Annotated in this window: 21 protein-coding genes and 1 tRNA gene; 14 read left to right on the forward strand and 8 right to left on the reverse strand. The window is 45.3% G+C overall.

Features of this window, described 5'->3' with window-relative positions:
* Positions 1-125 precede the first annotated feature (125 nt).
* From QUA83_RS20780 to QUA83_RS20830, 11 genes are all read left to right on the forward strand, one after another.
* Positions 126-1,310 carry a transposase family protein gene (locus tag QUA83_RS20780; RefSeq protein ID WP_333295508.1) on the forward strand — a complete coding sequence of 395 codons (1,185 nt, stop codon included), beginning with the start codon at positions 126-128 and terminating at the stop codon, positions 1,308-1,310.
* A 3-nt stretch (positions 1,311-1,313) separates the two neighbouring features.
* Positions 1,314-2,123, forward strand: coding sequence for a TniB family NTP-binding protein (locus QUA83_RS20785; RefSeq protein ID WP_333295510.1), 810 nt, complete (start codon positions 1,314-1,316; stop codon positions 2,121-2,123).
* Positions 2,123-2,632: a TniQ family protein gene (locus QUA83_RS20790; RefSeq protein WP_333295512.1), complete on the forward strand. Its 510-nt coding sequence runs from the start codon at positions 2,123-2,125 to the stop codon at positions 2,630-2,632. Before QUA83_RS20785 ends, QUA83_RS20790 begins: the two co-directional genes overlap by 1 nt.
* A 232-nt stretch (positions 2,633-2,864) precedes the next feature.
* Positions 2,865-3,662, forward strand: a complete 798-nt coding sequence (locus tag QUA83_RS20795; protein WP_333295513.1) for a hypothetical protein — start codon at positions 2,865-2,867, stop codon at positions 3,660-3,662.
* Positions 3,663-3,780: 118 nt separating this feature from the next.
* Positions 3,781-4,632 (forward strand): serine/threonine-protein kinase, encoded by an 852-nt coding sequence (locus tag QUA83_RS20800; RefSeq protein ID WP_333295515.1) that lies wholly within the window; start codon positions 3,781-3,783, stop codon positions 4,630-4,632.
* A 3-nt stretch (positions 4,633-4,635) separates the two neighbouring features.
* A complete protein-coding gene (locus QUA83_RS20805) occupies positions 4,636-5,841 on the forward strand; it encodes a hypothetical protein (protein ID WP_333295517.1) in 1,206 nt (401 codons plus the stop codon).
* A complete protein-coding gene (locus QUA83_RS20810) occupies positions 5,822-6,124 on the forward strand; it encodes a helix-turn-helix transcriptional regulator (RefSeq protein WP_333295519.1) in 303 nt (100 codons plus the stop codon). Before QUA83_RS20805 ends, QUA83_RS20810 begins: the two co-directional genes overlap by 20 nt.
* Positions 6,125-6,448: 324 nt before the next feature.
* Complete coding sequence (locus QUA83_RS20815) at positions 6,449-8,857, forward strand: type I restriction-modification system subunit M (RefSeq protein ID WP_333295521.1); 2,409 nt, start codon at positions 6,449-6,451, stop codon at positions 8,855-8,857.
* Positions 8,851-10,104 carry a restriction endonuclease subunit S gene (locus QUA83_RS20820; RefSeq protein ID WP_333295522.1) on the forward strand — a complete coding sequence of 418 codons (1,254 nt, stop codon included), beginning with the start codon at positions 8,851-8,853 and terminating at the stop codon, positions 10,102-10,104. Before QUA83_RS20815 ends, QUA83_RS20820 begins: the two co-directional genes overlap by 7 nt.
* Complete coding sequence (locus tag QUA83_RS20825) at positions 10,101-13,214, forward strand: HsdR family type I site-specific deoxyribonuclease (RefSeq protein ID WP_333295523.1); 3,114 nt, start codon at positions 10,101-10,103, stop codon at positions 13,212-13,214. The genes QUA83_RS20820 and QUA83_RS20825 overlap by 4 nt, the downstream gene beginning before the upstream one ends.
* Before the next feature lies 1 nt (position 13,215).
* Positions 13,216-13,920 (forward strand): SprT family zinc-dependent metalloprotease, encoded by a 705-nt coding sequence (locus QUA83_RS20830; protein WP_333295525.1) that lies wholly within the window; start codon positions 13,216-13,218, stop codon positions 13,918-13,920.
* 237 nt (positions 13,921-14,157) lie between these two features.
* Here QUA83_RS20830 and QUA83_RS20835 read toward each other — a convergent pair whose 3' ends face one another.
* A complete protein-coding gene (locus QUA83_RS20835; RefSeq protein ID WP_333295526.1) occupies positions 14,158-14,598 on the reverse strand; it encodes a MerR family transcriptional regulator in 441 nt (146 codons plus the stop codon).
* Positions 14,599-14,707: 109 nt separating this feature from the next.
* Here QUA83_RS20835 and cas12k (QUA83_RS20840) point away from each other — a divergent pair, with 109 nt between their 5' ends.
* Both cas12k (QUA83_RS20840) and cas12k (QUA83_RS20845) read left to right on the forward strand, forming a co-directional pair.
* On the forward strand, positions 14,708-15,760 hold the full coding sequence (cas12k, locus tag QUA83_RS20840; RefSeq protein WP_333295527.1) for a type V CRISPR-associated protein Cas12k: 1,053 nt from the start codon (positions 14,708-14,710) through the stop codon (positions 15,758-15,760).
* Entirely contained in the window at positions 15,708-16,622 is a 915-nt protein-coding gene (cas12k, locus tag QUA83_RS20845; protein WP_333295553.1) for a type V CRISPR-associated protein Cas12k, read from the forward strand. The genes cas12k (QUA83_RS20840) and cas12k (QUA83_RS20845) overlap by 53 nt, the downstream gene beginning before the upstream one ends.
* 848 nt (positions 16,623-17,470) lie before the next feature.
* Here the strand turns inward: cas12k (QUA83_RS20845) and QUA83_RS20850 are convergent.
* From QUA83_RS20850 to QUA83_RS20880, 7 genes are all read right to left on the reverse strand, one after another.
* Positions 17,471-17,544, reverse strand: a tRNA-Val gene (locus tag QUA83_RS20850).
* 86 nt (positions 17,545-17,630) lie between these two features.
* Positions 17,631-19,634, reverse strand: a complete 2,004-nt coding sequence (locus QUA83_RS20855; RefSeq protein ID WP_333295528.1) for a serine/threonine-protein kinase — start codon at positions 19,632-19,634, stop codon at positions 17,631-17,633.
* 106 nt (positions 19,635-19,740) lie between these two features.
* Complete coding sequence (locus QUA83_RS20860; RefSeq protein ID WP_015175311.1) at positions 19,741-20,187, reverse strand: SRPBCC family protein; 447 nt, start codon at positions 20,185-20,187, stop codon at positions 19,741-19,743.
* Positions 20,188-20,388: 201 nt separating this feature from the next.
* On the reverse strand, positions 20,389-21,825 hold the full coding sequence (zds, locus tag QUA83_RS20865; protein WP_333295529.1) for a 9,9'-di-cis-zeta-carotene desaturase: 1,437 nt from the start codon (positions 21,823-21,825) through the stop codon (positions 20,389-20,391).
* A gap of 60 nt (positions 21,826-21,885) precedes the next feature.
* Positions 21,886-22,257, reverse strand: coding sequence for a type II toxin-antitoxin system PemK/MazF family toxin (locus QUA83_RS20870; protein WP_333295531.1), 372 nt, complete (start codon positions 22,255-22,257; stop codon positions 21,886-21,888).
* On the reverse strand, positions 22,247-22,501 hold the full coding sequence (locus tag QUA83_RS20875; protein WP_333295533.1) for a hypothetical protein: 255 nt from the start codon (positions 22,499-22,501) through the stop codon (positions 22,247-22,249). The genes QUA83_RS20870 and QUA83_RS20875 overlap by 11 nt, the downstream gene beginning before the upstream one ends.
* A 227-nt stretch (positions 22,502-22,728) precedes the next feature.
* Positions 22,729-24,381, reverse strand: coding sequence for a DUF6930 domain-containing protein (locus QUA83_RS20880; RefSeq protein WP_333295535.1), 1,653 nt, complete (start codon positions 24,379-24,381; stop codon positions 22,729-22,731).
* A 245-nt stretch (positions 24,382-24,626) separates the two neighbouring features.
* Here QUA83_RS20880 and QUA83_RS20885 point away from each other — a divergent pair, with 245 nt between their 5' ends.
* A complete protein-coding gene (locus QUA83_RS20885) occupies positions 24,627-24,980 on the forward strand; it encodes a HesB/IscA family protein (protein WP_006632680.1) in 354 nt (117 codons plus the stop codon).
* The last annotated feature ends 61 nt before the right edge of the window (positions 24,981-25,041 follow it).

Raw genomic sequence — 25,041 nt, forward strand, 5'->3', positions numbered from 1 at the left:
TAGATAGTCTAGATGGAAGCTCATAACGGTAAATGTATTAGTAGGTACATTTTACACCATAAACTCAGGAGAGCCAACAAGAAAAAGCCAAAAGCATTCGCAGTCCGGGATGGCGAGGATCGCGTTTGTCGGTTAAAACTCGCGACGGTGCAGATTTGGCAGTGGAGTACAGCAACCAGGTGTGGCAATGCGATCACACTCGCGCTGATCTGTTGCTAGTGGATCAGCATGGGGAAAGTTTAGGTCGTCCTTGGTTGACGACGGTTATTGATACCTATTCTCGCTGCATTCTGGGCATTAATTTAGGCTTTGACGCTCCCAGTTCTCAGGTAGTGGCTTTAGCTTTGCGCCATGCTATTTTGCCGAAGCAATACGGTGCAGAATATGGTCTGCATTGCCAGTGGGGAACTTATGGGAAGCCAGAGCATTTTTATACTGATGGCGGTAAGGATTTTCGTTCGGAACATTTGCAGCAAATAGGAGTGCAGTTAGGGTTTGTTTGCCATTTGCGCGATCGCCCCTCTGAAGGTGGTATTGTCGAGCGTCCCTTTGGCACATTGAACACCGAGCTATTTTCCACTTTGCCGGGATATACGGGGTCAAATGTACAAAAGCGGCCGGAAGATGCAGAAAAAGAAGCCTGTTTGACTCTGCGGGAGTTAGAGCAGCATTTAGTTCGCTATCTTGTTGATAACTACAATCAGCGTCTTGACGCTCGGATGGGCGACCAAACAAGGTTTCAACGATGGGAAGCTGGTTTACTTGCTATGCCACCTTTAATCTCAGAAAGAGATTTGGATATTTGCTTGATGAAACAGTCGAGGCGAATTATTCAAAGGGGCGGCTACTTACAATTTGAAAACTTAATGTATCGAGGTGAATATTTGGCGGGTTACGCAGGGGAAAGTGTAGTGCTGCGATATGACCCCAAAGATATTACAAGGCTTTTGGTTTACCGCAATGAGGGTAGTAATGAGGTATTTTTAGCCCGTGCAGTAGCACAAGATTTAGAAGCTGAAGAACTATCTTTAGATGAGGCGAAAGCTAGTAGCCGCAAGGTTCGGGAAGCTGGGAAAGCGGTTACTAACCATTCGATTTTGGAGGAAGTGCGCGATCGCGAAACTTTCCTCACTCAGAAGAAAACGAAAAAGGAACGCCAAAAGGCTGAACAAGGTGAAATCCGTAAGGCAAAACAGCCTGTATCTATGGAACCGGAACCGGAGGAAGTGGTATCGCACAACACTGAAGCTGAACCAGAAATGCCGGAAGTATTGGATTACGAACAAATGCGCGAAGATTACGGGTGGTAAAAAATGACGAATCAAGGCGATACTCCGCTTAACCCAGAAAAAAATCAAAAGGAAATTCAAAGATTGAACCGCAAGACTTTTGTGGAGTTGGAACAGGTGAAAAGTCTCCATACGTGGCTGGAAGGAAAGCGCCAGTCTCGGCAGGCGGGGCGAATTGTGGGCGAGTCGAGGACGGGCAAAACTATGGCGTGTGATGCTTACAGGTTACGGCACAAACCCAAGCAGGAGCCGGGACAGCCGCCAACGGTTCCTGTGGTTTACATCCACATTCCGCAAGACTGTGGCCCGAAGGAATTTTTTGGGGCGATTCTTGAGCATTTGAAGTATCAGGTGGTTAAGGGAACGATCGCCGACATTCGCAATCGCACGATGCGGGTGCTCAAGGGGTGCTGCGTGGAGATGCTGATTATTGATGAAGCGGATCGGTTTCAGTCTAAGACGTTTGCTGAGGTGCGGGATATCTTTGACAAGTTGGAGATTCCCATCATTTTGGTAGGTACTGACCGCTTGGATAGGGTAATTAGCCTAGATGAGCAAGTTCAGAAGCGCTTTGGTGCTGGTCATCGCTACGGCAAGTTGTCAGGAGGAGAGTTTAAGCAGACGGTAGATGTTTGGGAAAAGAAAGTTTTGCTGTTGCCTGTGGCTTCTAATTTGTCTAGTAAGACGATGCTGAAAACATTGTGGGAAGCGACGGCGGGTTATATCGGTTTGATGGATATGATTCTCAGGGAAGCAGCTATTCGGTCTTTAAATAAAGGCTTGCAAAAGATTGATTTGGAGACGTTAAAAGAAGTAGTGGCGGAGTACAGATAATGGAAGCTTCGGATATCCAGCCTTGGCTGTTTCGGGTGGAACCGTTGGAGGGTGAGAGTTTGAGCCATTTTTTGGGGCGGTTTCGACGGGCGAATAAGTTAACGCCGAATGGGTTGGGTAAGATGGCGGGGTTGGGAGGCGCGATCGCCCGTTGGGAAAAGTTTCGGTTTAATCCGCCTCCTTCTCCTCAGCAGTTGGAGGCGTTGGCGGCGGTGGTGGGAGTTGAAAGGGAACAGTTACAGGAAATGTTACCGCCTCCTGGGGTGGGGATGAAGTTAGAGCCGATTCGGTTGTGTGGGGCTTGTTATGCTGAGTCCCCTTGTCACCGGATAGAGTGGCAGTTTAAGACGGCAACGGGGTGCGATCGCCATAAATTACGCTTGCTGTCGGAGTGTCCCAACTGCGGGGCGAGGTTTAAGATTCCGGCGTTATGGGTGGATGGGTGGTGTTCTCGGTGTTTTTTGTCCTTTAAAGATATAGTAAAGTGGCAGAAAACTACTTTGCCATAATCGATAATCTGCCACGTATATTTATCACAAATGCCCAAATAAATTTACTGACTTAAACTATTAATTTTGCCAACATCTAAAACAATCAAAGTTATTGTTTATATTTATTAAACGATCAGTAAAAAAAATATTTTTATGGATAAATTTTCATATTCTTATCACACTATTTAATATAAAATACGCCCTATATTTTAGGTTAAAATATGGCTATATTTTATTTAAATAGAAACAAATGTTTTCTGTCTTAGATCATAAAAAAATTAGAGCAAATAATAGGGAGGAAAGCACTCCTAAGACAGCTATTATGGTTGAATCTAGAAATATTCAAGAGTTTCCCTCTTTGGGTTCAGTTGGCTTGTCACTTAGAAAGCCAATTAAAGGCATTGAGTATAATATGGTAAAAAAATACGTTAAATTACAAATATTATCTACTAATCCAGAAGAGTCAAAAGCCGTTTTTTTAGAGCCTCTAATTGATTCAGGGTTTCCTGATATTGTTATTGTTTACTTTGCTTCTGAAATAGCTAAAAAATGGTCGCCAGAGAGAAAAAAACTAAACAAGTTGGATTGGCGGATATTACATTGGATGGTTTCCGAGAAAATTATTGAAACAACCAAAATGAAAACCATTTTTCCCAATGATTTGTCTAAGTCACTACAACGATTAAGGGATGCAGAGCTTATTGATTATAAAGGAGATACATGGGAAGCCAAACCCTTAGAGGAAATTTTTGCAATTCAGCGACTAATTGCAATTGAAGCAAAAGTAAAGAATTGGCAAGAGGGACTACAGCAAGCTTTTCAGAATACATGGTTTGCTTCAGAATCCTATTTGCTGCTACCAGAGGTGCGGAATACCAATGAGCTTATTCAAAAGGCAACACGGTTTGGAGTGGGACTTCTGACCACTGAATGTTCATTAGCGCAGCCTAAGCTTTCACCACAGGTGACAAACCTTCCTAAATCCTATGTTTCCTGGCTGTTCAATGAATGGGCTTGGCGTGCATCGTTCGATATACGCTGCCTATAGCGTAAGTGTAAATACTTAATTACTAATGGAGAGACGTATCTGATGCTATTATTAAAGCCAGTCGGAACATTTTTACTTTTGTTGTAGAATAATCTTGTAATAATTTTACCTGTCAAAAATGACTATCGATCTAAAATGGCTACAACCTCAGTTTCCAGAAATCTCCTGCCTTAGTCCACTAAGCGAAGGTGGTCAGAAAGAGGTTTTCTCAGGTAATCATCCGACTGATGGGCCAGTGGTAATCAAGCTTTACCACCCGAAGACCGACCATGACCGGATAGTTCGCGAAATTCAGGCTGTGCAAACTGTTGATTCACCGAGGGTGCCAAAAATTTTCGAGGTTGGCATTAAAAACTCCCCAGTGGGCGACGTGATTTGGTTACGAGAAGAACGCATTGCTGGCGATAGTCTACGCCAAGTTGTACAGGAGAAAGGAAGCCTTGATCCTCGACAAGTCTTACTACTAGGAAGGCAGATGCTTGAAGCACTTGCGGATGCTGAAAAAGTTCACATTGTGCATCGAGATGTAAAACCGGATAACATAATGATTGATGGTTTCGATAATGCGTGGCTTTTAGATTTTGGTCTTGCGAGGCACTTGGATTTAGCATCTCTAACTGCAACATCTCAACCTTTTGGTTCTTGTACACCTGGATATGCCCCGATAGAACAGTTTAACAATCGAAAGTCTGAGATAGATGGTCGTGCCGATCTATTTGCTCTGGGAGTAACTCTGTATGAGTGTTTAGAGGGTATAAATCCTTTTACTGATAAAGCAAGTGATTATAAAGAGATTCTTAATCGTGTTGAAACTCGCTCTCTGCCCAGAATCTCTAAGACTGTGGACAAAAAGGGAAAATTTTCGGATTTGGTCTGGACTATGACACGACAAAGACCAGATCACCGTTTACCCAGTGTTATCGAAGCTTTCACTTGGATACAGGAAATTTGTACAGAAGAAGGAGTTTGATAAATGGAGCTTTATCTTCAGCTTGGAGCTCTCATGATGGGCCACTGTAAATCTCTCATTGAACATTGGGGAGGGGGAACCGTTATCCTTAGCCCCCGTGATTTAGAACCTAATCAGCTACCAAAGTTTGCGAAAGAAATAAAGAAACTCAAAGGGGAAGTTCTACTAGATCCTCAAGTCTATCTGCCACGCGCTACTCATAAACGGCTGCAATCCCATAATTATTGGGAGAGAGAATACAAGACTATAAATTATTGGTCTGGTGGAGGTCTCAGCCAGCAATTGACAAGTTTGCTAGAACTAAATCAGCAACTGGAGTGTGCTGCCTGGATTTTACCAGGAAATTATACCTCGGCTGTCAGTGATAGCTGGCTCAAGGATCAACTTTGCACAATTGAAACTGCTCAAACACTAAACAACAATTCTTTTGAATTAATTGCAACAGTAGCCTTGAATATTGAGGCCACTAGAAATTCCGCTCAAATTCATGACTTGATTGAGTCTGCTAAAGATTGGTCGGTTAGCGCGATTTATTTAATTTGTGAACCGCCAAACGGTGAGTATTTGGTTGATGACCAGGTTTGGCTGGTAAATATTGTAGATCTGATCGCCGGATTGCGGTTACGTGGTAAAAAGGTAATAGTTGGTTATAGTAGTCATCAAATGCTGATTGCAGGTTGCGCTTCTGCAAATGCAATTGCTTCAGGTACATGGTTGAATGTACGCTCCTTCACGAGAAATAAGTTCCACGTACAAGAACCTGATGAAGAATCGAGGCGAACTACTTGGTATTATTGCCCACAAGCTCTTTCAGAGTTTAAAATTCCTTCTCTGGACTTGGCAGCAATGCGAGGAATGTTAACGGAATTAAAGCCACTACCAAATTTAGGGAGTAGTGAAGCGGATATTCTGTTTAGTGGCTCTCAGCCTAGCTCTACAGGATTTGGAGAGCGAGAATCCTTTCGTCACTATTTGAAAACTTTAAGAAGTCAAGTTTTTGAATCTAGGAAAAATTCTTTTGATGAATCAGTAAATCACCATAAATACTTACTAGATTCTGCTGAAGATATTCTTGCAAGGTTCCGGGACGTTGGCATTCGGGACAAAGCAAGAGATTTTGAAGCGGTAATTGATACTAATAGAGCCGCACTGAGTTATCTTCAAGACTATCGCGGTGTAATCCTTGGTCGTGCTTGGAGTAGCCTATAAGTTGAGCCATTTTTTGGGGCGGTTTCGACGGGCGAATAAGTTAACGCCGAATCGGTTGGGTAAGGTGGCGGGACTTGGAGGCGCGATCGCCCGTTGGGAAAAGTTTCGGTTTAATCCGCCTCCTTCTCCTCAGCAATTGGAGGCGTTGGCGGTGGTGGTGGGAGTTGAAAGGGAACAGTTACAGGAAATGTTACCGCCTCCTGGTGTAGGGATGAAGTTGAAGCCTCCAAGGTTGTGTGGGGCTTGTTATGCCCAGTCGCCTTGTCACCGGATCGAGTGGTAGTTTAAGGAGATGCAGGGGTGCGATCGCCACCAGTTACGCTTCTTGCTGTCAGAATGTCCTAACTGTGGGGCAGGATTCAAAATTCCAGCTTTATGGGTTGAAGGGCAATGCCAAAGATGTTTTACATCTTTTGCTGAAATAAAAATATACCAAAAGCCTTTACGCTTTACGCAAAAAGACGATTTGGTCTGTGAATAGATTTGGATGTTGTGAAATATTAGTGGTTCTTTGCGGGCTGGTTGCGTTTCGAGGTAAAATAATTAATTGCCTTCTCAAACTGTCTAGCAGACAAAACTTAGGACGCGCTGTACAAGGCGGCACAAGATGGCACTTAAGAAAAGTGAACTTTACAGTTCGTTATGGAAAAGCTGTGATGAGTTGCGGGGCGGCATGGATGCCTCGCAATATAAAGACTATGTGCTGGCGTTATTGTTCATTAAATATGTTTCTGACCGCTATGCAGGGGTAGAGGATGCCCTGATTGAAGTCCCGGAGGGGGGAAGCTTTCAGGACATTGTGGCGCTCAAAGGCGACAAAGAAATTGGGGACAAAATCAATAAAATTATTGCCAAACTTGCGGAAGCGAATGACTTGAAGGGCATTATTGACGTTGCTGATTTCAATGATGCTGACAAGTTGGGCAAAGGTAAGGAGATGCAGGATCGGCTCTCTAACTTGGTAGCTATCTTTTATAACCCGAACCTGAATTTTAGTAAGAATCGGGCGGATGGGGACGATCTGTTAGGGGATGCCTACGAGTACCTGATGCGGAACTTTGCCACCCAGTCAGGGAAAAGCAAAGGGCAGTTTTATACTCCGGCGGAAGTGTCTCGGATTATTTCTAAGGTGATTGGGGTCAATACTGCCGAAAGCCAGGATCAGACAATTTATGACCCGACTTGTGGCAGCGGTTCTTTGTTGCTGAAGGCGGCGGATGAAGCTGCACGGGGGTTAACCATCTATGGGCAGGAGATGGACAACGCTACTCGCGCCTTGGCTAAGATGAACATGATTCTGCACGCGCATCCTACGGCAGATATTTTACAAGGGAATACGTTGGCCGACCCACTGTTTAGAGAAGCGGATGGGAAACTGAAACAATTTGATTTTGCTGTTGCTAATCCGCCTTTTTCTTCAAAAGCTTGGAGTAATGGATTTAACCCGGTTCAAGACGAATTTAACCGCTTTGAGGATGGCATCCCTCCGGCGAAAAATGGCGACTATGCCTTTTTGCTGCATCTGCTCAGGTCGCTTAAAAGTAAGGGTAAGGGGGCGATTATTCTGCCTCACGGGGTTCTATTTCGGGGCAATGCCGAAGCAGAGATCCGCAAGAATCTGATTCGCAAGGGTGTGATTAAAGGCATTATTGGCTTGCCGCCGAACTTGTTTTATGGGACTGGGATTCCTGCCTGCATCATTGTACTGGACAAGGAAAATGCCGAGGAGCATCAGGGCATTTTTATGATTGATGCCAGCAAAAGTTTTGTCAAAGATGGCAATAAGAACCGATTGCGGGATCAGGATATTCACAAAATTGTTGATGTGTTTAATCGGCAGCTAGAGATTCCGAAGTATTCCCGCTTCGTGCCATTTGAGGAAATTGCTGAATCTAAAAACGACTACAACCTGAATATTCCCCGCTACATCGACAGCCAGGAAGAGGAAGATATTCAGGATATTGAGGCGCATCTGTTGGGAGGAATTCCCAAGCGAGACGTTGAGGCGTTGAGTGAGTATTGGCAGGTGTATCCGACGCTAAAGCAGAAGCTATTTGAAATAGCAGAGCGACCTGGATATTTAAAGCTGAAAATCTCCATAGAGGAGGTCAAAGCCTGCATTTTTGACTATCCCGAATTTATTAGCTATGGGCAAGAAATTCAGGCGGTTTTTGAAGGGTGGCAAGCAAAAAATACACCTTGGCTGAAAGATATCCAACCCGGACATCATCCCAAGGATATTATTTACAGTCTTTCAGAAGATTTGTTGCAAGCTTTTACTGGAAAAAGCCTAATTGATAAATACGATGTTTATCAGCACCTAATGAGTTATTGGGTGGAGAGCATGAAGGATGATGTTTATATTCTGGTTGAAGATGGCTGGAAGGCAGAACTGAAAGCGGTAACAAATAAAAAAGGTGCAATTACAGATTATGTCTGCGAACTGATTCCCAAGGAATTGATGATTAACCGCTATTTTAAAGCTGAACAGGCGGCGATTGAAAAACTGGAAACGAAAAGAGATGACATTGTTCGCCAGCAGGAGGAACTGCAAGAAGAACACGGTGGCGAGGAGGGTTTGCTGGAAGAAGTTACTAATGATAGTGGCAAAATTACGAAAGCGAATGTAAGTGATCGCATTAAGACAATCAAGAATGATGCAACGTTTGCCGATGAGTTAAAGGTGTTAAAGTCTTATTTAAAACTGATTGAGCAAGAGGCGGAAGTTACTAAAGAAATTAAACTATTGACTCAATTTCTGGATAAATATGTGTTAACAAAATATGGAGATCTAACGCAGGACGAGATTAAAACGCTTGTAGTAGATGATAAGTGGATGGTGACGCTGCAACAAGCGATAAATTCGGAGATGGAGCGGATTTCGCAACGGTTGACGCAACGAATTAAGGAGTTGGCAGAACGATATGAGACACCTTTGCCAGAGTTGACGAGTCGGGTGGACGAGTTGATGATTAAGGTTGAGAGTCATCTACAAAAAATGGGGTTGGTATGCTGAGAGAAGGAAAAATACCAGAAAGATACCGAAATACAGATTTAGGCATTATCCCTAATGACTGGAATCTCAAAGAATTTGAGGAAGTTTTAAAAGTAATTGATGGGGATAGAGGAGATAATTACCCCAGTAACGATGAGCTTCACAATAGTGGATATTGCTTGTTCTTAAGCGCCAAGAATGTCACAAAGGAAGGTTTTAAGTTTTCGGAATGTATATTTATTACAAAAAAGAAAGATGATTCATTAGGAAAGGGAAAGTTAGCTAAAGGAGATGTGGTATTAACAACCCGTGGTACTGTGGGTAATGTTGCCTTTTTTGATGATTTTGTCCCTTTTGAGAATATTCGTATAAATTCTGGGATGGTAATTTTAAGAAATGAAGACGACAACTTAGATAATAATTATCTTTATAGCTTTTTTCAATCACACCTATTACAAAATCAGATTGATAGAGTTGTATTTGGGAGCGCACAACCGCAATTAACTGTAAAAGGAATTAATAAATTTAAAATACCCCTCCCACCAACAATAGAAGAACAAAAAGCGATCGCACAAGCCCTAAGTGATGTCGATGCCACGATCGCAGAACTCGATCGCCTCATCACCAAAAAGCGCAACATCAAGCAAGGCGCAATGCAGCAACTCCTCACAGGGGAAAAACGCCTACCCGGTTTTAGCGGTGAATGGGAAGTAAAAACATTTAGAGATGTTTCTTTTGTCAATCAAGGTTTACAAATTGCAATTGAAAAGAGATTAAAGCAACCAGCGCCAAACTCTAAGAAATATATTACCATTCAATTTCTTAATAATGGTAAGGGTACAGAATATATTAATAGTTACTCATCTTCAGTTTGCTGTAACGAAAATGATGTATTAATGACAAGAACAGGTAATACTGGAATCGTTGTATCAGGTGTAAACGGAGTGTTTCATAATAATTTTTTTAAAATAAATTTTGATAGAAAAGCTATAGACAAGAATTACTTGATTGGTTACTTAAATTTAGACAAAACTCAAAAGCTTATTCTTGCAAAAGCAGGAACAAGCACAATTCCTGACTTAAACCACAATGATTTTTATTCAATTCCAATTCCTCTGCCTACCCTATCAGAACAAAAAGCGATAGCCCAAGTTCTCAGCGACATGGACGCAGAAATCGAAGCCTTAGAGCAAAAATGCGATAAATACAAAGCCATCAAACAGGGAATGATGCAAGAACTTCTCACTGGGAGGACTCGACTGGTATGAACAAGGTCGGACAACGGGAACGCTTAACCCAAAATCGTGTTGTACAACTGTTTCAGCAGCAGTTAGGCTATAGCTATTTGGGCAACTGGCAAGATCGCTCCAATAACAGCCATATCGAAACCGACCTCCTCACCAACTTTTTGCGCCACAAACAAAGCTACAGCAACACCCTGATTAACAAAGCTTTGTCTGAACTCAAAAAAGTCGCAGACGACCAAAGTAAAAGCCTCTACGACATCAACAAAGCCGTCTACAGCCTGTTACGCTATGGGGTCAAAATCCGAGAAGAAGTCGGCGAAAAGGCCCAAACCGTTTGGCTGATTAATTGGGAAAACCCCTTAGAAAACGACTTTGCGATTGCCGAAGAGGTGACAGTCAAAGGCGAAAATACCAAACGCCCGGATGTGGCGCTGTACGTCAACGGTATCGCCTTGGGTGTATTAGAAGTCAAACGCAGCACCGTCTCCGTTTCCGAAGGTATCCGCCAAAACCTCGATAACCAAACCTCAAGATTTATCAAATCCTTCTTTGCCACCATGCAGTTTGTTATGGCAGGCAATGACACTCAAGGCTTACGCTACGGCACGATCGAAACCCCCGAAAAATATTATTTGACCTGGAAAGAAGAAAACCCAGACTATAATCCTCAAACAGACCCTAAAGAAAACAAATATTTATCCAGTTTAGACTGCGGCATTGCCGACAACGCACTCGATTGCACTCTGCTGCGCCTTTGCGAAAAACAACGATTCCTCGAATTAATCCACGACTTCATTGTGTTCGATCGCGGCATCAAAAAAGTTTGCCGTCATAACCAGTATTTTGGTGTTAAAGCCGCTCAAACCTTTCTACAACAACGGAAGGGTGGCATTATCTGGCACACCCAAGGCAGTGGCAAAAGTCTAACAATGGTGTGGCTGACCAAATGGATTCGCGAAAATATCCCCGATGCCCGTGTCCTGATCGCGACCGATCGCGATGAACTAGACAAGCAGATTGAGAACGTTTTTAAAGGCGTTAACGAAGGCATCTATCGCACCAAAAATGGCAGCGACCTGATCGATAAACTCGATCACACGGCCCCCTGGCTACTCTGTTCTTTAATTCATAAATTCGGCAAAAAAGACAAAGATAAAGTCAGCGACGCAGACTACGACAGCTACATTGCAGACCTCAAGCGCAGTCTCCCCTCAGATTTCTCCTCCAAAGGCAATATCTATGTATTTGTAGATGAATGCCACCGCACCCAATCAGGCAAGCTGCACGATGCCATGAAGGAAATCCTGCCCAATGCCGTGTTTATTGGCTTCACAGGTACGCCGTTACTCAAAAAGGACAAGCAGAATAGCATTGAGGTCTTTGGCGGTTACATTCATACCTATAAATTTCATGAAGGCGTAGCCGATAAAGTAGTTCTCGATTTACGCTACGAAGCCCGCAATGTTGATCAATTCATCACTTCCGAAACCAAAATCGACCAGTGGTTTGAAGCCAAAACTAGAGGCTTAACCGCACAAGCCAAAATTCAACTGAAACATCGCTGGGGTACCTTACAAAAGGTTTTGAGTTCGGCATCCAGACTAGAAAAAATTGTCAGCGATATCCTATTAGACTTTGAAACCAAAGACCGTCTTCAAAGCAATCGGGGCAATGCTCTGTTGGTGGCAGGCAGCATTTACCAAGCCTGCAAATATTATGAGTTATTCCAGAATCGCGGCTTCAAACGATGTGCGATCGTCACCTCTTACGATGGCTCCCTCCAAAGCATCAAAGGCGAAAGCACCGGCGGAGACGAATACACCGAAAAGCAGCGGCAGTATGAGATTTACCAAAAAATGCTGAATGGTAAAACCCCCGAAGCGTTTGAGGAAGAGGTCAAAAAGAAATTTGTTGATGAACCCGCCCAGATGAAGCTGCTGATTGTGGTGGATAAGCTGCTGACTGGTTTCGATGCGCCCCCCACCACCTATCTCTACATAGATAAAACCATGCGAGATCATGGTTTGTTTCAGGCGATTTGTCGCGTTAATCGACTGGATGGTGACGATAAAGAGTATGGTTATATTATCGATTACAAAGATTTGTTCAACAGCCTGGAGAAATCCGTTCTCGACTACACCGCCGAAGCCTTTGAGGACTACGATCGAGGCGATGTCGAGGGGTTATTGAGCGATCGCCTGGAAAAGGGAGTCGAACGTTTAGAAACTGCCAGAGAAAGCATCAAAGCCCTGTGCGAACCTGTAGAATCGCCAAAAAATACCCTAGCCTACATCCGTTATTTCTGTGGTTCCAACACCGAAGACCCAGATTTAGTCAAAGAACACGAACAAAAGCGAGTTAGCCTCTACAAACTCACCGCTTCTCTAGTTCGAGCTTACGCTAACCTAGCCAACGATATGCCAGAAGCTGGCTATTCTGCTGCTGAAATTGAAACCATTAAGCAGGAAGTCAAATATTACGAACAGATTCGCGCCGAAGTCAAACTTGCCAGCGGGGATGCGATCGACCTGAAAGCCTATGAACCCGCCATGCGCCACCTGATCGATAGCTACATTGGCGCAGAAGAGAGCGAAGTGCTTTCCACCTTTGAGGACATGACGCTGATTGAGTTGATTGTCGATCGCGGCAAGGATGCAGTCAATACCCTACCCAAAGGCATCAGACAAAACCCAGAAGCCGTTGCCGAAACCATTGAGAACAACCTACGCAAAGTTATCATCGACCAACGCCCCACCAACCCAAAGTATTTCGGCACAATGTCGGAACTCTTGGATGAACTGATTCAAGAACGCAAAACAGCCGCTCAGGAGTATGAGGACTACTTGAATAAAATTGTGACTCTCAGCCGACAAGTTAGTCAACCTGCAACCTCAACCCAGTACCCTCCATCTCTGGATACTCCCGCCAAACGAGCGTTATACGATAACCTAGAGCAAAATAAGGATCTGGCATTGGCGATCGACAATCAAATTCGCCAAACCAAAAAGGATGCTTGGCGCGGCAATAAAATCAAGGAGCGCGAAGTAAAAAGCGCCATCAAAAAACACCTTGACTCCCCTGAAAAAGTAGATATAATTTTTGAAATCGTGAAGAATCAAAGCGACTATTAGGATGTATCAGATAAGCGTCAGCGATCTAGTCATTGATGTTGATAGAAAAGATATTAAAAACATCCATCTTGGGGTATATCCTCCCGATGGTCGAGTTCGGATTGCTGCACCTCTGAGAGTGAATGAGGAAGCTCTACGTTTATTTGCTATCTCAAAAATATCTTGGATCAAAAAGCATCAGGCAAATTTCAAAGCGCAAGAACGGCAATCAAAAAGAGAATGTGTCTCTGGTGAAAGCCACTATTTTCAAGGCAAACGCTATTTACTAAATGTTATATATCACCAAGGTAACAGTAAGGTACAAGTAAGAAACAACACCTATATCGACCTTTACGTTAGGGAAGGAAGCGACGAAGCCCAAAGGGAAAAAGTCATGATGAATTGGTATCGACAGCAGTTGAAAAAAGCAATTCCTCTATTAATCGAAAAGTGGGCAGCAATTCTAGACGTTCAGGTTAATGATTGGGGAGTGAAGCAGATGAAAACAAAATGGGGCACCTGCAACATTGAAGCGAAACGCATCTGGTTGAACCTGGAATTAGCCAAGAAAGCTCCTAACTGTCTGGAATACGTCGTCGTCCATGAAATGACGCATCTTTTAGAACGGCATCACAACGAGCGATTCACAATGTTAATGAACCGATTCCTTCCTGATTGGCGTGTCTATAAAGATGAATTGAACCGCTCTCCACTTGGAAGTTATTGAGATTCTACTGGAACTATCGACTTCTTTGAGTTTTCCAGCAACCGCCAATGAATCACCTTCAGCTCAAACAACGACAACGCTAATTAAATGCAAAAATGCGATCGCGCCTAACTCACCAGCTTACTAGCTAGCCCTTGATGAATCTGATCTAACCACACCGGAATTACAGGCTGACCAGTTTTTAACGATGCGATCGCACACTCCAAATCAAACTCTACCAGTTGGAGCGATCGCTCTTTACACCCTCACTCTCACATTCACTCTTTCACGCAACCGCCTATAAATCACATCTAACCAAACCGGTACTACAAACTTACCCTCAGCCCAAGCTGCTACTACTTTTTCCACATCGAACTCTACCAGCTTGGAATCTCCTCCGTGCGACTCCTTGACAAAAATTAACCGCTTTGGCTCCCGATCGCTCAAAAGCCCCGGATACTGCTCCTTAAGCGTCTTCAGCACTTCCCGCCCCACCTCAAAGGTAAAACCCACCGACAGCCAATAAACCATCGCCGCCAACTCCACCAAATTTTCCTCAGAGTAGTAAATACTCCTCCCCGTCCCCGTTTCCGTAATCACAGGGACAACCACCCCACTCTCACGCCAATACTGCAACTGACGTAACGTACAGCCTGCAATCTCAGCCGCCTGCTTAGTCGTAAAAAAGCGCTCTTCCATGAAACTCATTCTACAGGAGCGCTGATTTATACATTTATGTTAGGTTTATACACTTATGTTAAATTTATACATTTATGTTAGTATTAAAACATTACTGTTAAAAACAGCCATGAGTCAAATCACCATCCAGTGTCGCCTAATCGCCAACGAGCCCACCCGCCGTCAACTTTGGGAGTTAATGGCACAGAAAAACACGCCCCTCATCAATGAACTCCTAGAACAAGTTGGCCAACACCCTGATTTCCCGACGTGGCGACAAAACGGCAAACTCCCCGCAGGACTGATCAAACAGCTTTGCGAATCTCTCAAAACTGACCCCCGCTATGTCGGTCAACCCAGTCGCTTTTACATGAGTGCGATCGCCCTCGTTAACTACATCTACAAATCTTGGTTGGCCTTAATGAAACGGTTGCAATACCAACTCGAAGGCAAAACCCGTTGGCTAGAAATGCTCAAAAGCGATGCCGAACTCATAGAAACTAACGGTGTCACCTTAGACACCCTTCGCACCCAAGCCGCTGAAATCTTGGCTCAATTTACTCCGGACTCAGCCCTCGCCGACTCTCCCAAGCCTAAAAAAACAAGTAAAAAAGCAAAAAAACCGAAAGTTTCCGAAACTAACCGCAGCCTATCTCACAGCTTGTTTGAAGCCTACCGCCAAAGTGAAGACAACTTGAACCGAAGCGCGATCGCTTACTTGTTGAAAAACGGTTGTAAACTCACCCATAAAGAAGAAGACCCAGAAAAATTTGCCAAACGTCGCCGCCGAGTCGAAATCCAAATCCAGCGCCTCATCGAACAGCTAACCGCCAGAATGCCCAAAGGTAGAGACTTAACAAACGCTAGATGGTTAGAAACATTAGCGATCGCATCTACCACCGTCCCCGAAAACGAAGCCCAAGCTAAATCCTGGCAAGACCGACTATTGAAAAAACCCAGCACCCTACCCTTCCCCGTCGCCTACGAAACCAGCGAACACCTAAACTGGTTTAAAAACCCATCAAACCGCATCTGCGTTAAATTCCACGGCCTAAGCGTACACAGTTTTCAAATCTATTGCGACCAGCGTCAAATCCTTTGGTTTATATCGTTTCCTAGAAGACCAACAAATCAAACGAGCCAGCAAAAACCAACATTCCAGCAGCCTTTTCACCCTCCGTAGCGGCCGCATTGCTTGGCAAGAAGGAGAAGGAAGAGGCGAACCTTGGAACGTCCACCGCTTAACCCTTTACTGCACCGTTGATACCCGTCTCTGGACTGCCGAAGGTACAGAACAAGTCAAGCAAGAAAAAGCCGCCGAAATTGCCCAAGTCCTCACCAAAACCAAAGAAAAAGGCAACCTTAACGAAAATCAGCAAGCCTTTATTCAGCGCAAAAACTCTACATTAACTCGTATTAATAACCCTTTCCCCCGCCCCAGTCAACCTTTATATCAGGGGCAACCTCATATTCTCGTTGGTGTGAGTCTGGGCTTAGAAAAACCTGCTACCATCGCCATAGTGGACGCGATCGCATCTAAACCCCTGACTTACCGCAGTGTCAAACAGCTACTCGGTAAAAATTACCATTTACTCAACCGCCAGCGACAGGAAAAACAGCGCACTTCCCAACAGCGACACAGCGCCCAAAAACAGGCTGCCCCTAACCGTTTTGGAGAATCGGAGTTAGGGGAATATGTAGATAGATTACTAGCGAAAGAGATTGTGGCGATCGCGCAAAAATACCAAGCTAGTAGCATCGTCTTACCCAAACTCGGCGATATGCGAGAAATAGTCCAAAGCGAAATTCAAGCTTTAGCCGAGCAAAAATGCCCAGAATTTTTAGAAGGTCAGCGAAACTACGCTAAACAATACCGGGTTAGCGTTCACAATTGGAGTTATGGCAGACTAATTGAGTGTATCAAGAGTCAAGCAGCGAAAGTTGGGATGGCGATCGAAGAGGGACAGCAGCCAGTTAGAGGAAGTCCCCAAGAGAAAGCAAAAGAGATAGCGATCTCCGTCTATCACTCACGTTCCAAAACTTAATTGACAACTAACTGCACCTTGACAATAGAATAGTAAATAGCGCCGCTGGTCATGCTCGTAAGAGCCTCTGAGCAGTGATAAATGAGGGTTAGTTTGACGGTTGGAAGACCGTTGTGCTTTCTGACCCTGGTAGCTGCCCACCCCGAAGCTGCTATCCCTTGCGGATAGGAATTAGGTGCGCCCCCAGCAATACGGGTGCGGGTTTACCGCAGTGGTAGCTACTGAATCACCTCCGACCAAGGGGGAACCCACCTTATTTTTTTTCGTGAACCTAAGCGGGAGCCAAATCCCCAAGAGGTTGACGAATCTTCTGAAGTTAATAGCCAGACTAAGTTTGCGCTTTGTCTGGGATGGTCAACCCTCCAGTTGTGACAGTTTCCAGGGCAACATTTTCAAGATTGACGAAATTTGTTTCTGGAAGCCAGTTTAGGTTAGGGTTTAAGCGCTTAGTGCTTCAATGGCCATCCCGACTAGGGGTGGGTTGAAAGTTCCAAACAAGGATAAAATGGCGCTACAGCAATAGAGCTTCAATGGCCATCCCGACTAGGGGTGGGTTGAAATATTGATCCGCTTGCCGTGCGCTTGGCACATCTGAGGCTTCAATGGCCATCCCGACTAGGGTAGCTTCTTGTAAGTTAGTTATGATTAAAATTGCAACGGTGGGTTGAAAGCGAGTCCTGTTGTGTCCTCAAAACATTAATAATATTAATTTGTCAAAGAGGACAATAATATGTCAACGCGGACAGATAATTTGTTAACTTGACATCTATCTGTTATCAGTGACAAATAATTTGTTACTGTACAGTTGTAGAAACAACAAAACCCGCTTTGTGGGCGGGTTTTAAGTATGGACACAACTGGACTCGAACCAGTGACCCCTACGATGTCAACGTAGTGCTCTAACCAACTGAGCTATGCGTCCTCACGAATTCCTAATGTAGCAGAACATTCGATCGCCTGTCAAGCATAAATATGAGATTTTTTAGGCGGGCACTCTTGACATCGCCCCTAATGCCCAATCCCCCGCCAAATCTTCACAGTTCGATCGCCCGCACCGCTAGCCAAACTTCCCCCATCAGCACTAAACGCCACCGACAAAACCTCCCCCGCGTGGCCCGTCAGAATTTCCAGCAAACCCCCCGTACCCGCATCCCACAAATAAATCGTGCCATCCCGACTCCCCGTCGCCAAAACCAGACCATCGGGACTCAACGCCACACACAAAACATCCCCAGAATTGTCCCTCATACTCCGCAACAGCGTCCCTCGCCCCTGTGCATCCACCCGCCACAGCTTCGCCGTACCATCCCGACTCCCCGTCGCCAAAATCAATCCTTCTGCTACTCCCCCCTTTACCAAGGAGGGGCTGGGGGAGTTCGCAGCAAAAACGATCGCCCGCACCCAATCTCCGTGCTCGGCCAGAGTACAAATCGATCGACCATTTTGCCAATCCCACAACTGCACAGTCTTGTCCCGGCTGCCGCTAGCCAAAAACTCCCCGCCAGGACTAAAAGCCACCGCCTCCACCCCGCCAGCGTGACCAGTCAAAGCCGACATCCCCTTTCCCTTATTCAAATTCCACAACTGCACAGTTTTGTCCCGACTACCGCTAGCCAAAACCTGACCATCCCGGCTGAAAGCCACAGCATAAACCCTATCCTGGTGACCCCGCAAAGCGTACCACCACTTACCCTTCTTCAAATCCCAAATTTGAATAGTTTTATCCCGGCCGCCACTAGCCAAAGTCTCGCCATCAGGACTAAACGCCACACAAGTCACCCAGTCAGAATGACCCGTAAGAGTGTACCACCGCTTACCAGTCTCCAACTTCCACATCTCAATCGTCTTGTCCTCACTGCCGCTAGCTAAAGTCGCGCCATCGGGACTGAATGCTACCGACGTAACAGCATTAGAATGCCCTACCAGAGTATGAACACACCTCCAAGTGGGCGCGCGTGTGGGCACAACCCGCTGCATCGGGGGCACAGGTAAAATTGTGCCTGCAACCGTTGGTGGCACTGCATTCTGCACCACCGCCGTCCTCTGCGGCACGGAAATTTTAGGCGCTGGTAGGGGCGATGCCCCCGTGCCCGCCCCCGCCGACTGCTGCGGCTGCAAATCTTTCAATACCTCAGCTACAGATTTGTAGCGCCGACTGAGACTCGATTCGATCATTTTGTCGAGGATGCGACTTAATTTCGGATCAATTGGAACCTTCAAAAAGTCTCGCCAAACCCAAGCATCTTGATTGATATCGAACAAATCAAAAGGAGATATTTGAGTCAGCAAATAAATGCAAGTTACCCCCAAACTGTACAAATCACTGGCATAAACCGCTTGACCTCTAATTTGTTCCGGCGCCACGAATTCTGGAGAACCGATGACTGTACCGGTTTCTCTCAAACCCTCCACAACTTTTGCAGCGCCAAAATCAACTAAAACTAATTCCCCGGTTAATGTTGGGTAAGTATAAATTATGGGAGTTTGAGAAAGGCGGCGGCGGATAATATTGGGGGGTTTAATATCTCGGTGAATTACACTGCGATCGTGCACGAACTGCAATACAGGCAATAAATCCTTCAGCAGACTGAGAATCTGACTTTGGCTGAAAGGCCCAGTCCGCGCCAACTCTTCCTGTAAATTTTGACCTTCTATAAATTCCTGTACCAAATACTGATAGCGTTCCTGCTGAAAGTGCGCCAGCAGTTCGGGAATTTGCGGGTGTTTCCCCAACTCGTCCAGCCGCACCGCTTCTCGGTTGAATAATTCTGCTGCTTTCTCGCTGCTGCTGGTACCTTGGGATAGGGGGAAAAACTGTTTAATTGCACAGCGCGGTTTTGAGGGTTTGTCTTGGTCTATTGCTAAAAAAGTGCGGCCGAAACCGCCGCGCCCAAGGGGTTTAATGGCGCGGTAACGCTCTCTCAGCAACAGTTTGGAGCCGCAATTCAGGCAGAATTGGGTACGATCGGCATTTTGCGGGTTTTGACAGGCGGGGTTTAGGCAGTAACTCATAACTGAACCGAGAAGGAATCAGCAGCACATCTCTATGATACTGAGGCCGGGGGGCGATCGACTCTCGCGTTACAATTAAAAACCACAGGACTTTAGCCCTCAGAATTTAAGATGTGGCTTTTACTTTCAGAGCATACTCTTTAAACCTTTCCAAGTCAGCCTGAATTGTCGATTCAACAACGCGGCCCAGAAATAGGTTATCCATCAATTTTCCCAGCCAGCCGGGAATTCCGTAAGCCACTGTCAGCTTGACGATACTGCTGTCTTTGCGATCGTAAAATCTTACGGCCCCTCGATTTGGTAAGCCGTCTACCGATTCCCACTGAATTATCTGATTCGGCACTAATTTGAGAATCCGAGAAAGCCAGCTAAATTCTAACCCGCCAGTTGCGAGTTTCCAGCGAGACAACTCTGGATCTTCTTCGAGAACATGAACAGATTCTATCCACTTCATCCAGCGCGGCATTTGCTCTAAATCTGACCAGAGTTGCCATGCTAATTCGATGGGAATTGCCACTTCTACTTGAACGCTGTGTTCTAACCAATCAGTCATGGGATTTTAGATTTTAGATTTTAGATTTTAGATTGTGGATTTCTCGTTTATTCTCGAATCTAGATCCCCCTAAATCCCCCTTAAGAAGGGGGACTTTGAGAACACTGTTGGCTCCCCATTTATTAAGGGAGACTTTGAGAACACTCTTGTCCCCCCCTTATTAAGGGGGGTTAGGGGGGATCGAATCGAGAGGAACAATGACTAATGACTGTAAGCTTCGAGAATTGCCTTAGCCGCTTGATGGCCTGAAAGTGTCGCTCCTTCCATGCTATCAATGTAGTCTTGCTGAGTGTAACTTCCTGCTAGAAAGAAATTGGCGATCGGAGTTTTTTGAGCAGGGCGGAAAACATCCATTCCCGGTGCTTCGCGATACAAAGATTGAGCGAGTTTCACTACACTGTACCAAGTCATGTTTAATTCCCGCGCTGACGGAAATAAATCCTGAACTTGCTTAAGTACGTGTTGGGCGATCGCCTCATTGCTTTGTTTGATAAACGGATCTCCCGGTGTCAGCACCAACTGCAACAGCGAACCTTTTCCTTCTTGATAATAATCCTTGGGACTTGTCAGCGCCAAATCTGCAAAACAGGAAAAATCTGCATCTGCTGAATATAGCAAATTATCGATTCCTACAGCGTGGCTCAACTGTTTGCGCTTGGCTTCGTCTTCCAATTCCGTTACCCAACCGTCGAACCGCAATTGTACTGTAGCAACCGGCACCGCATCTAATTTATAAATGTTGTCAAATTCTGACCATTTGCGCCAAGCTGGGGGCAATATTTTCTGAATTCCTGGTACATCGCAGGCGAAAACGTAAGCATCTGCGGTAATCTTTTCTTCTGTTTCGCCGTTAGCTACTACCAAGCCTGTTACGCGGGTTTCTTCGCCTTCTTCAAACTGAATTTCTCGGACTCTGCGCCGCGTGTAAATTTTTGCTCCTTTCTTTTCCAAATATTCCACAATTGGTTTGTGCAAATATTCGTTGGGAGAACCAGCCAGCATCCGCATGACAGAGGCTTCGGTTTTTGATGCAAAGAATTGAAAGATTGTCAACATACACCGGGCAGAAATATTTTCAGTGTCGATAAAACCCAGTGCGTAGGCGATCGGATTCCACATTCTTTTAAGCGAGTTTTGGTTGCCCCCTTGACTGCGGAACCAGTCAGCAAAGCTAATTTTATCCAAATCGCGGATAGTTTTCATCGCTCCTTCAAAGTCTATCAGACCTCGGACGATCGGGCTAGTTCCCAGGGCGATCGCATTTTGAATTTTGTCTTGTACGGATAGCTGGGATGTAGTAAAAAATGCCTTCAATCCGTGCAAAGGAGCACCGACGGGGAAGCGAAAATCCAAAGAACCAGTTTCGCCGCCTCGATTGATAAAAGTGTGGACGTGTTCTTTGAGGAGCAAATCGTCAAAAGCTCCCACTTTTTTCATCAGGGCAAATAAGTTATAATAGCAGCCGAAGAAGACGTGCAAACCCATTTCAACGTGATTGCCGTCGGGATCTACCCAACTGCCAACTTTGCCGCCAACAAAGGGGCGGGATTCAAAAATTTCTACTTCGTGGCCGGCTTCCACTAAATCGACTGCTGTGGTCATTCCAGCCAGTCCCGCACCTGCGATCGCAACCCGCATTTTACCTATCCTTTACAGTATTTTTACAAATTGTAACAAAATTTAGAATTTCCGAAACATTCAAAGTTCATAAATGCCGATCGACACTTGTACAGCCCTCTGAATTCTTGCTAGGACATCGGCACTAATTTGACCGTAAGGGCCTTGTTCTAGGAATGTCTGCCCCAAAGCAGAAACGTTTTCACATACAGCTAGAGAATCAGCTTGCAATCCTCCCTCACCCGCAGGAATCAAGACACGAGTAGGATTTTCTAATCCTGCAAGGTTACTTGTGAAAGGAACAACAATTACAGAATCAGTAAACTCGTTGCGGATATCGGGAGATACCACAACTACAGGTCTTTTTTTGGTATCTCCTAACTGACGTAAAGCCCTAGAAAGATAAATCTCACCTTGGCGGGGATAAGTTTTTGCTGTTGAGTTAGAGTCCATCGCTGTTCCATGTTTCTTCTATCTGTTCTTCTACAAAATTAAACCACTCTTTTTCCTCCTCAATATCTTCTGGGCTGCGGTTTTGATAAAACTTCCGCAACTTATCTTCTATTTGCTTAGCGTACCAGAGACGGAGAGCTTGTTCGATCGCCTCCGTCCAATCATCAGTAAGTTGGTCTATTTTATCCGCGAATTCAGCATCAAGGGCGACTAACACTTCTCGCTTTTGAGTAGAATTTGACATAATCATTTTCCTTAATAATTTAAAAACAATGGTGCGCTAGGGCGCACCTTACAAATTACTTTTACCTCTTCCTTCTCACAACAGTCAACAGTCAACAGTCATTAGTCATTAGTCATTAGTCAACAGTCATCAGTCATTAGTTAATAGTCAACAGTCAACAGTCAACAGTCATTAGTCATTAGTCATTCGTTAACAGTCAACAGTCAACAGTCAACAGTCAACTAACTTTAAAACATCGGCATCAACTGAAGTGGTCCAATTCCCAACTCTTTAGCAGACACCCAGCGCACCTCAAGCAAAGCGATCATATCCTTAAACTGAGGCTGACCGCGAGAAGCACCCATCAACCCTTTAGCAATAATCAAACCGCACCAACCGTTGGTTAATTTACAGCGACGGTCCCACTTCTTGCGAGCTTCCTGATGCACCGGATCGTCTTCATTAAACTCCCCAAACAAATACAACTCTCCATTTTTTGTTTGCAAAATACCCAAGTCGAATTGCTCATCCTCAAAAGGATTTTCGCCCGGATTAAAACCAATACCCTTCACGCCTCCAGCTTCTTTCAAATCCTGAATCATAGTTTTTGCCTTCGGATGAGAAGTTTGGATCATCACCACCGGCAAACCATCTCCGGCGGCATTAATATCAATTTCTGCACCTTGGTGAAACTGGACACTTTGGCGCAGGAAATCTACCGTTTCCCAAGGTACTGCACCGAGACTCAAAAATGAATTTTGCGGCACCAAATCGTCCCGCAGCAGTGGCTTGTCAAATTCATCATCATCGTCATCATCGTCATCATCGTCATCACCGAGCATCTGTAATAATTCGTCTGACACCTCGGGCATCGTGGAAACTTTAACGGATACCTGTTGAATTTCTCCGTCAGACTGTGGCACTGGGATGCGGTAGCGGCTGCTAAGACTGGGAAACGTCTCTGCTCCCAATTTCCGGCGACCGTTGCGGAAAAAGCGGTGAAATGCTTCGAGAGCAACTAACATCGTGAGGGCTTCTTCTTCGTAAAGAATCGATCGCAATCCTTCTAAAGGATGTAGGTTGCCGAAATTTGGTTCAATTTCCGATGGAGGCAAATCGGCTAAATCAATTTCGTCGTCCTCGTCGTCCTCATCAATATCTGCGGCACTTTCAAAGGTAACAAACAAACAGTCTTGGCCTAAAAAAGCCTGTTCTAAATCTTCAAAAGATTCATCGTTGACGACTCGTTCTCGAAAGCGTTTCAAGGATTCTAGAGAACGGTACAGTAAAACTCCGTAATCCATTCTGCCTTGCCCCAATACGGACACGTAGAGGCTGGCGACATCCCACTGATTGATTTCAATAGATATAATTTGGTGTTCCCTCAAAGTCCGCCACGGAGCGTCTTGCCAAATTTGAGCAGCTTTTTCCATTAAAACTTCAGCATACTGAGGTGGCAACTCAGGAGGTCTGTTGATGGCGACCTCTTCCATGCCGCGAAATATTTCGTCAATTAAGGGCAATTCCGGCACGTAGTCAATGGAAATGCCTAAATCTTGAAGTACGCCCCGCAGATAAAATTGAATTTCTCGGTTTTTGACTACTATTTTTTGGGGCCGGACTGCCGGAGCCGGACTTTGGGGATGTTCCATTGCCCGTAGCAGGGCCCGGACGATCGCCTCTGGGCCGGCATCTGGCCCTACCATGTCCATAGCCCTCACGACTCCTTCGGAGCCATCGACCCAGAGAATGCACTCGCCACCAGCTTCTAGAACGTCATCGTCATCTAGCATCATGTGCGAGTCAGCATTAGATAAGGGTCGGCGATCGCCCTCCCACACGCTGGGAATTTGAGGTAAGTTTTGTAGCCGACGAAGAGTAGAGCGATTCAGCGCTGCCATAGAGTAAGCCCGTTGGGTGAAGCATTGTTGCGGTGCCGGTAGCCGGTCAACCGCTGCTTATCAATCATAAACCCTATAGGGGGAGAGGACATCAAGCTGGGGAACGAGGCCCCACGGGAATTAAAAATTAGAAGGTAAAAATTCTGCCTTCAGCATCTAACCTTATGCCTTCTGGCGAATGCCTGTACAATGGAGGGATAAGATTAAACTCTTAGCATTAGACAGTCTCAGGAGTTCGGCAAATTATGACTCAAGCCATTTCTGAAAAGCGCGGCATTCAAATGACGGACTCTGCTGTCCGTCAAGTTTTAGCCCTGAGAGAAAAACAAGGTAAAGACCTCTGCTTGCGGGTAGGGGTGCGCCAGGGCGGATGCTCTGGAATGTCCTACGTGATGGATTTCGCAGATCCCAGCACAGTGAAATCCGACGATGAAGTGTTCGACTACGACGGTTTTCAGGTAGTTTGCGATCGCAAGAGCATTCTTTATCTCTACGGTTTGGTTCTCGACTTCAGCGATGCTATGATCGGGGGCGGTTTTCAGTTTACTAACCCCAACGCAACTCAAACTTGCGGTTGTGGCAGTTCTTTTTCTACATAAATCGGAAAAGAGGGCATGGGGCAGAAAGTTGTTAACTGCCCCATGCCCTTTTCCATGCAAC

It is taken from the genome of Microcoleus sp. K1-B1 (assembly GCF_036704705.1).
GTDB lineage: Bacteria > Cyanobacteriota > Cyanobacteriia > Cyanobacteriales > Microcoleaceae > Microcoleus.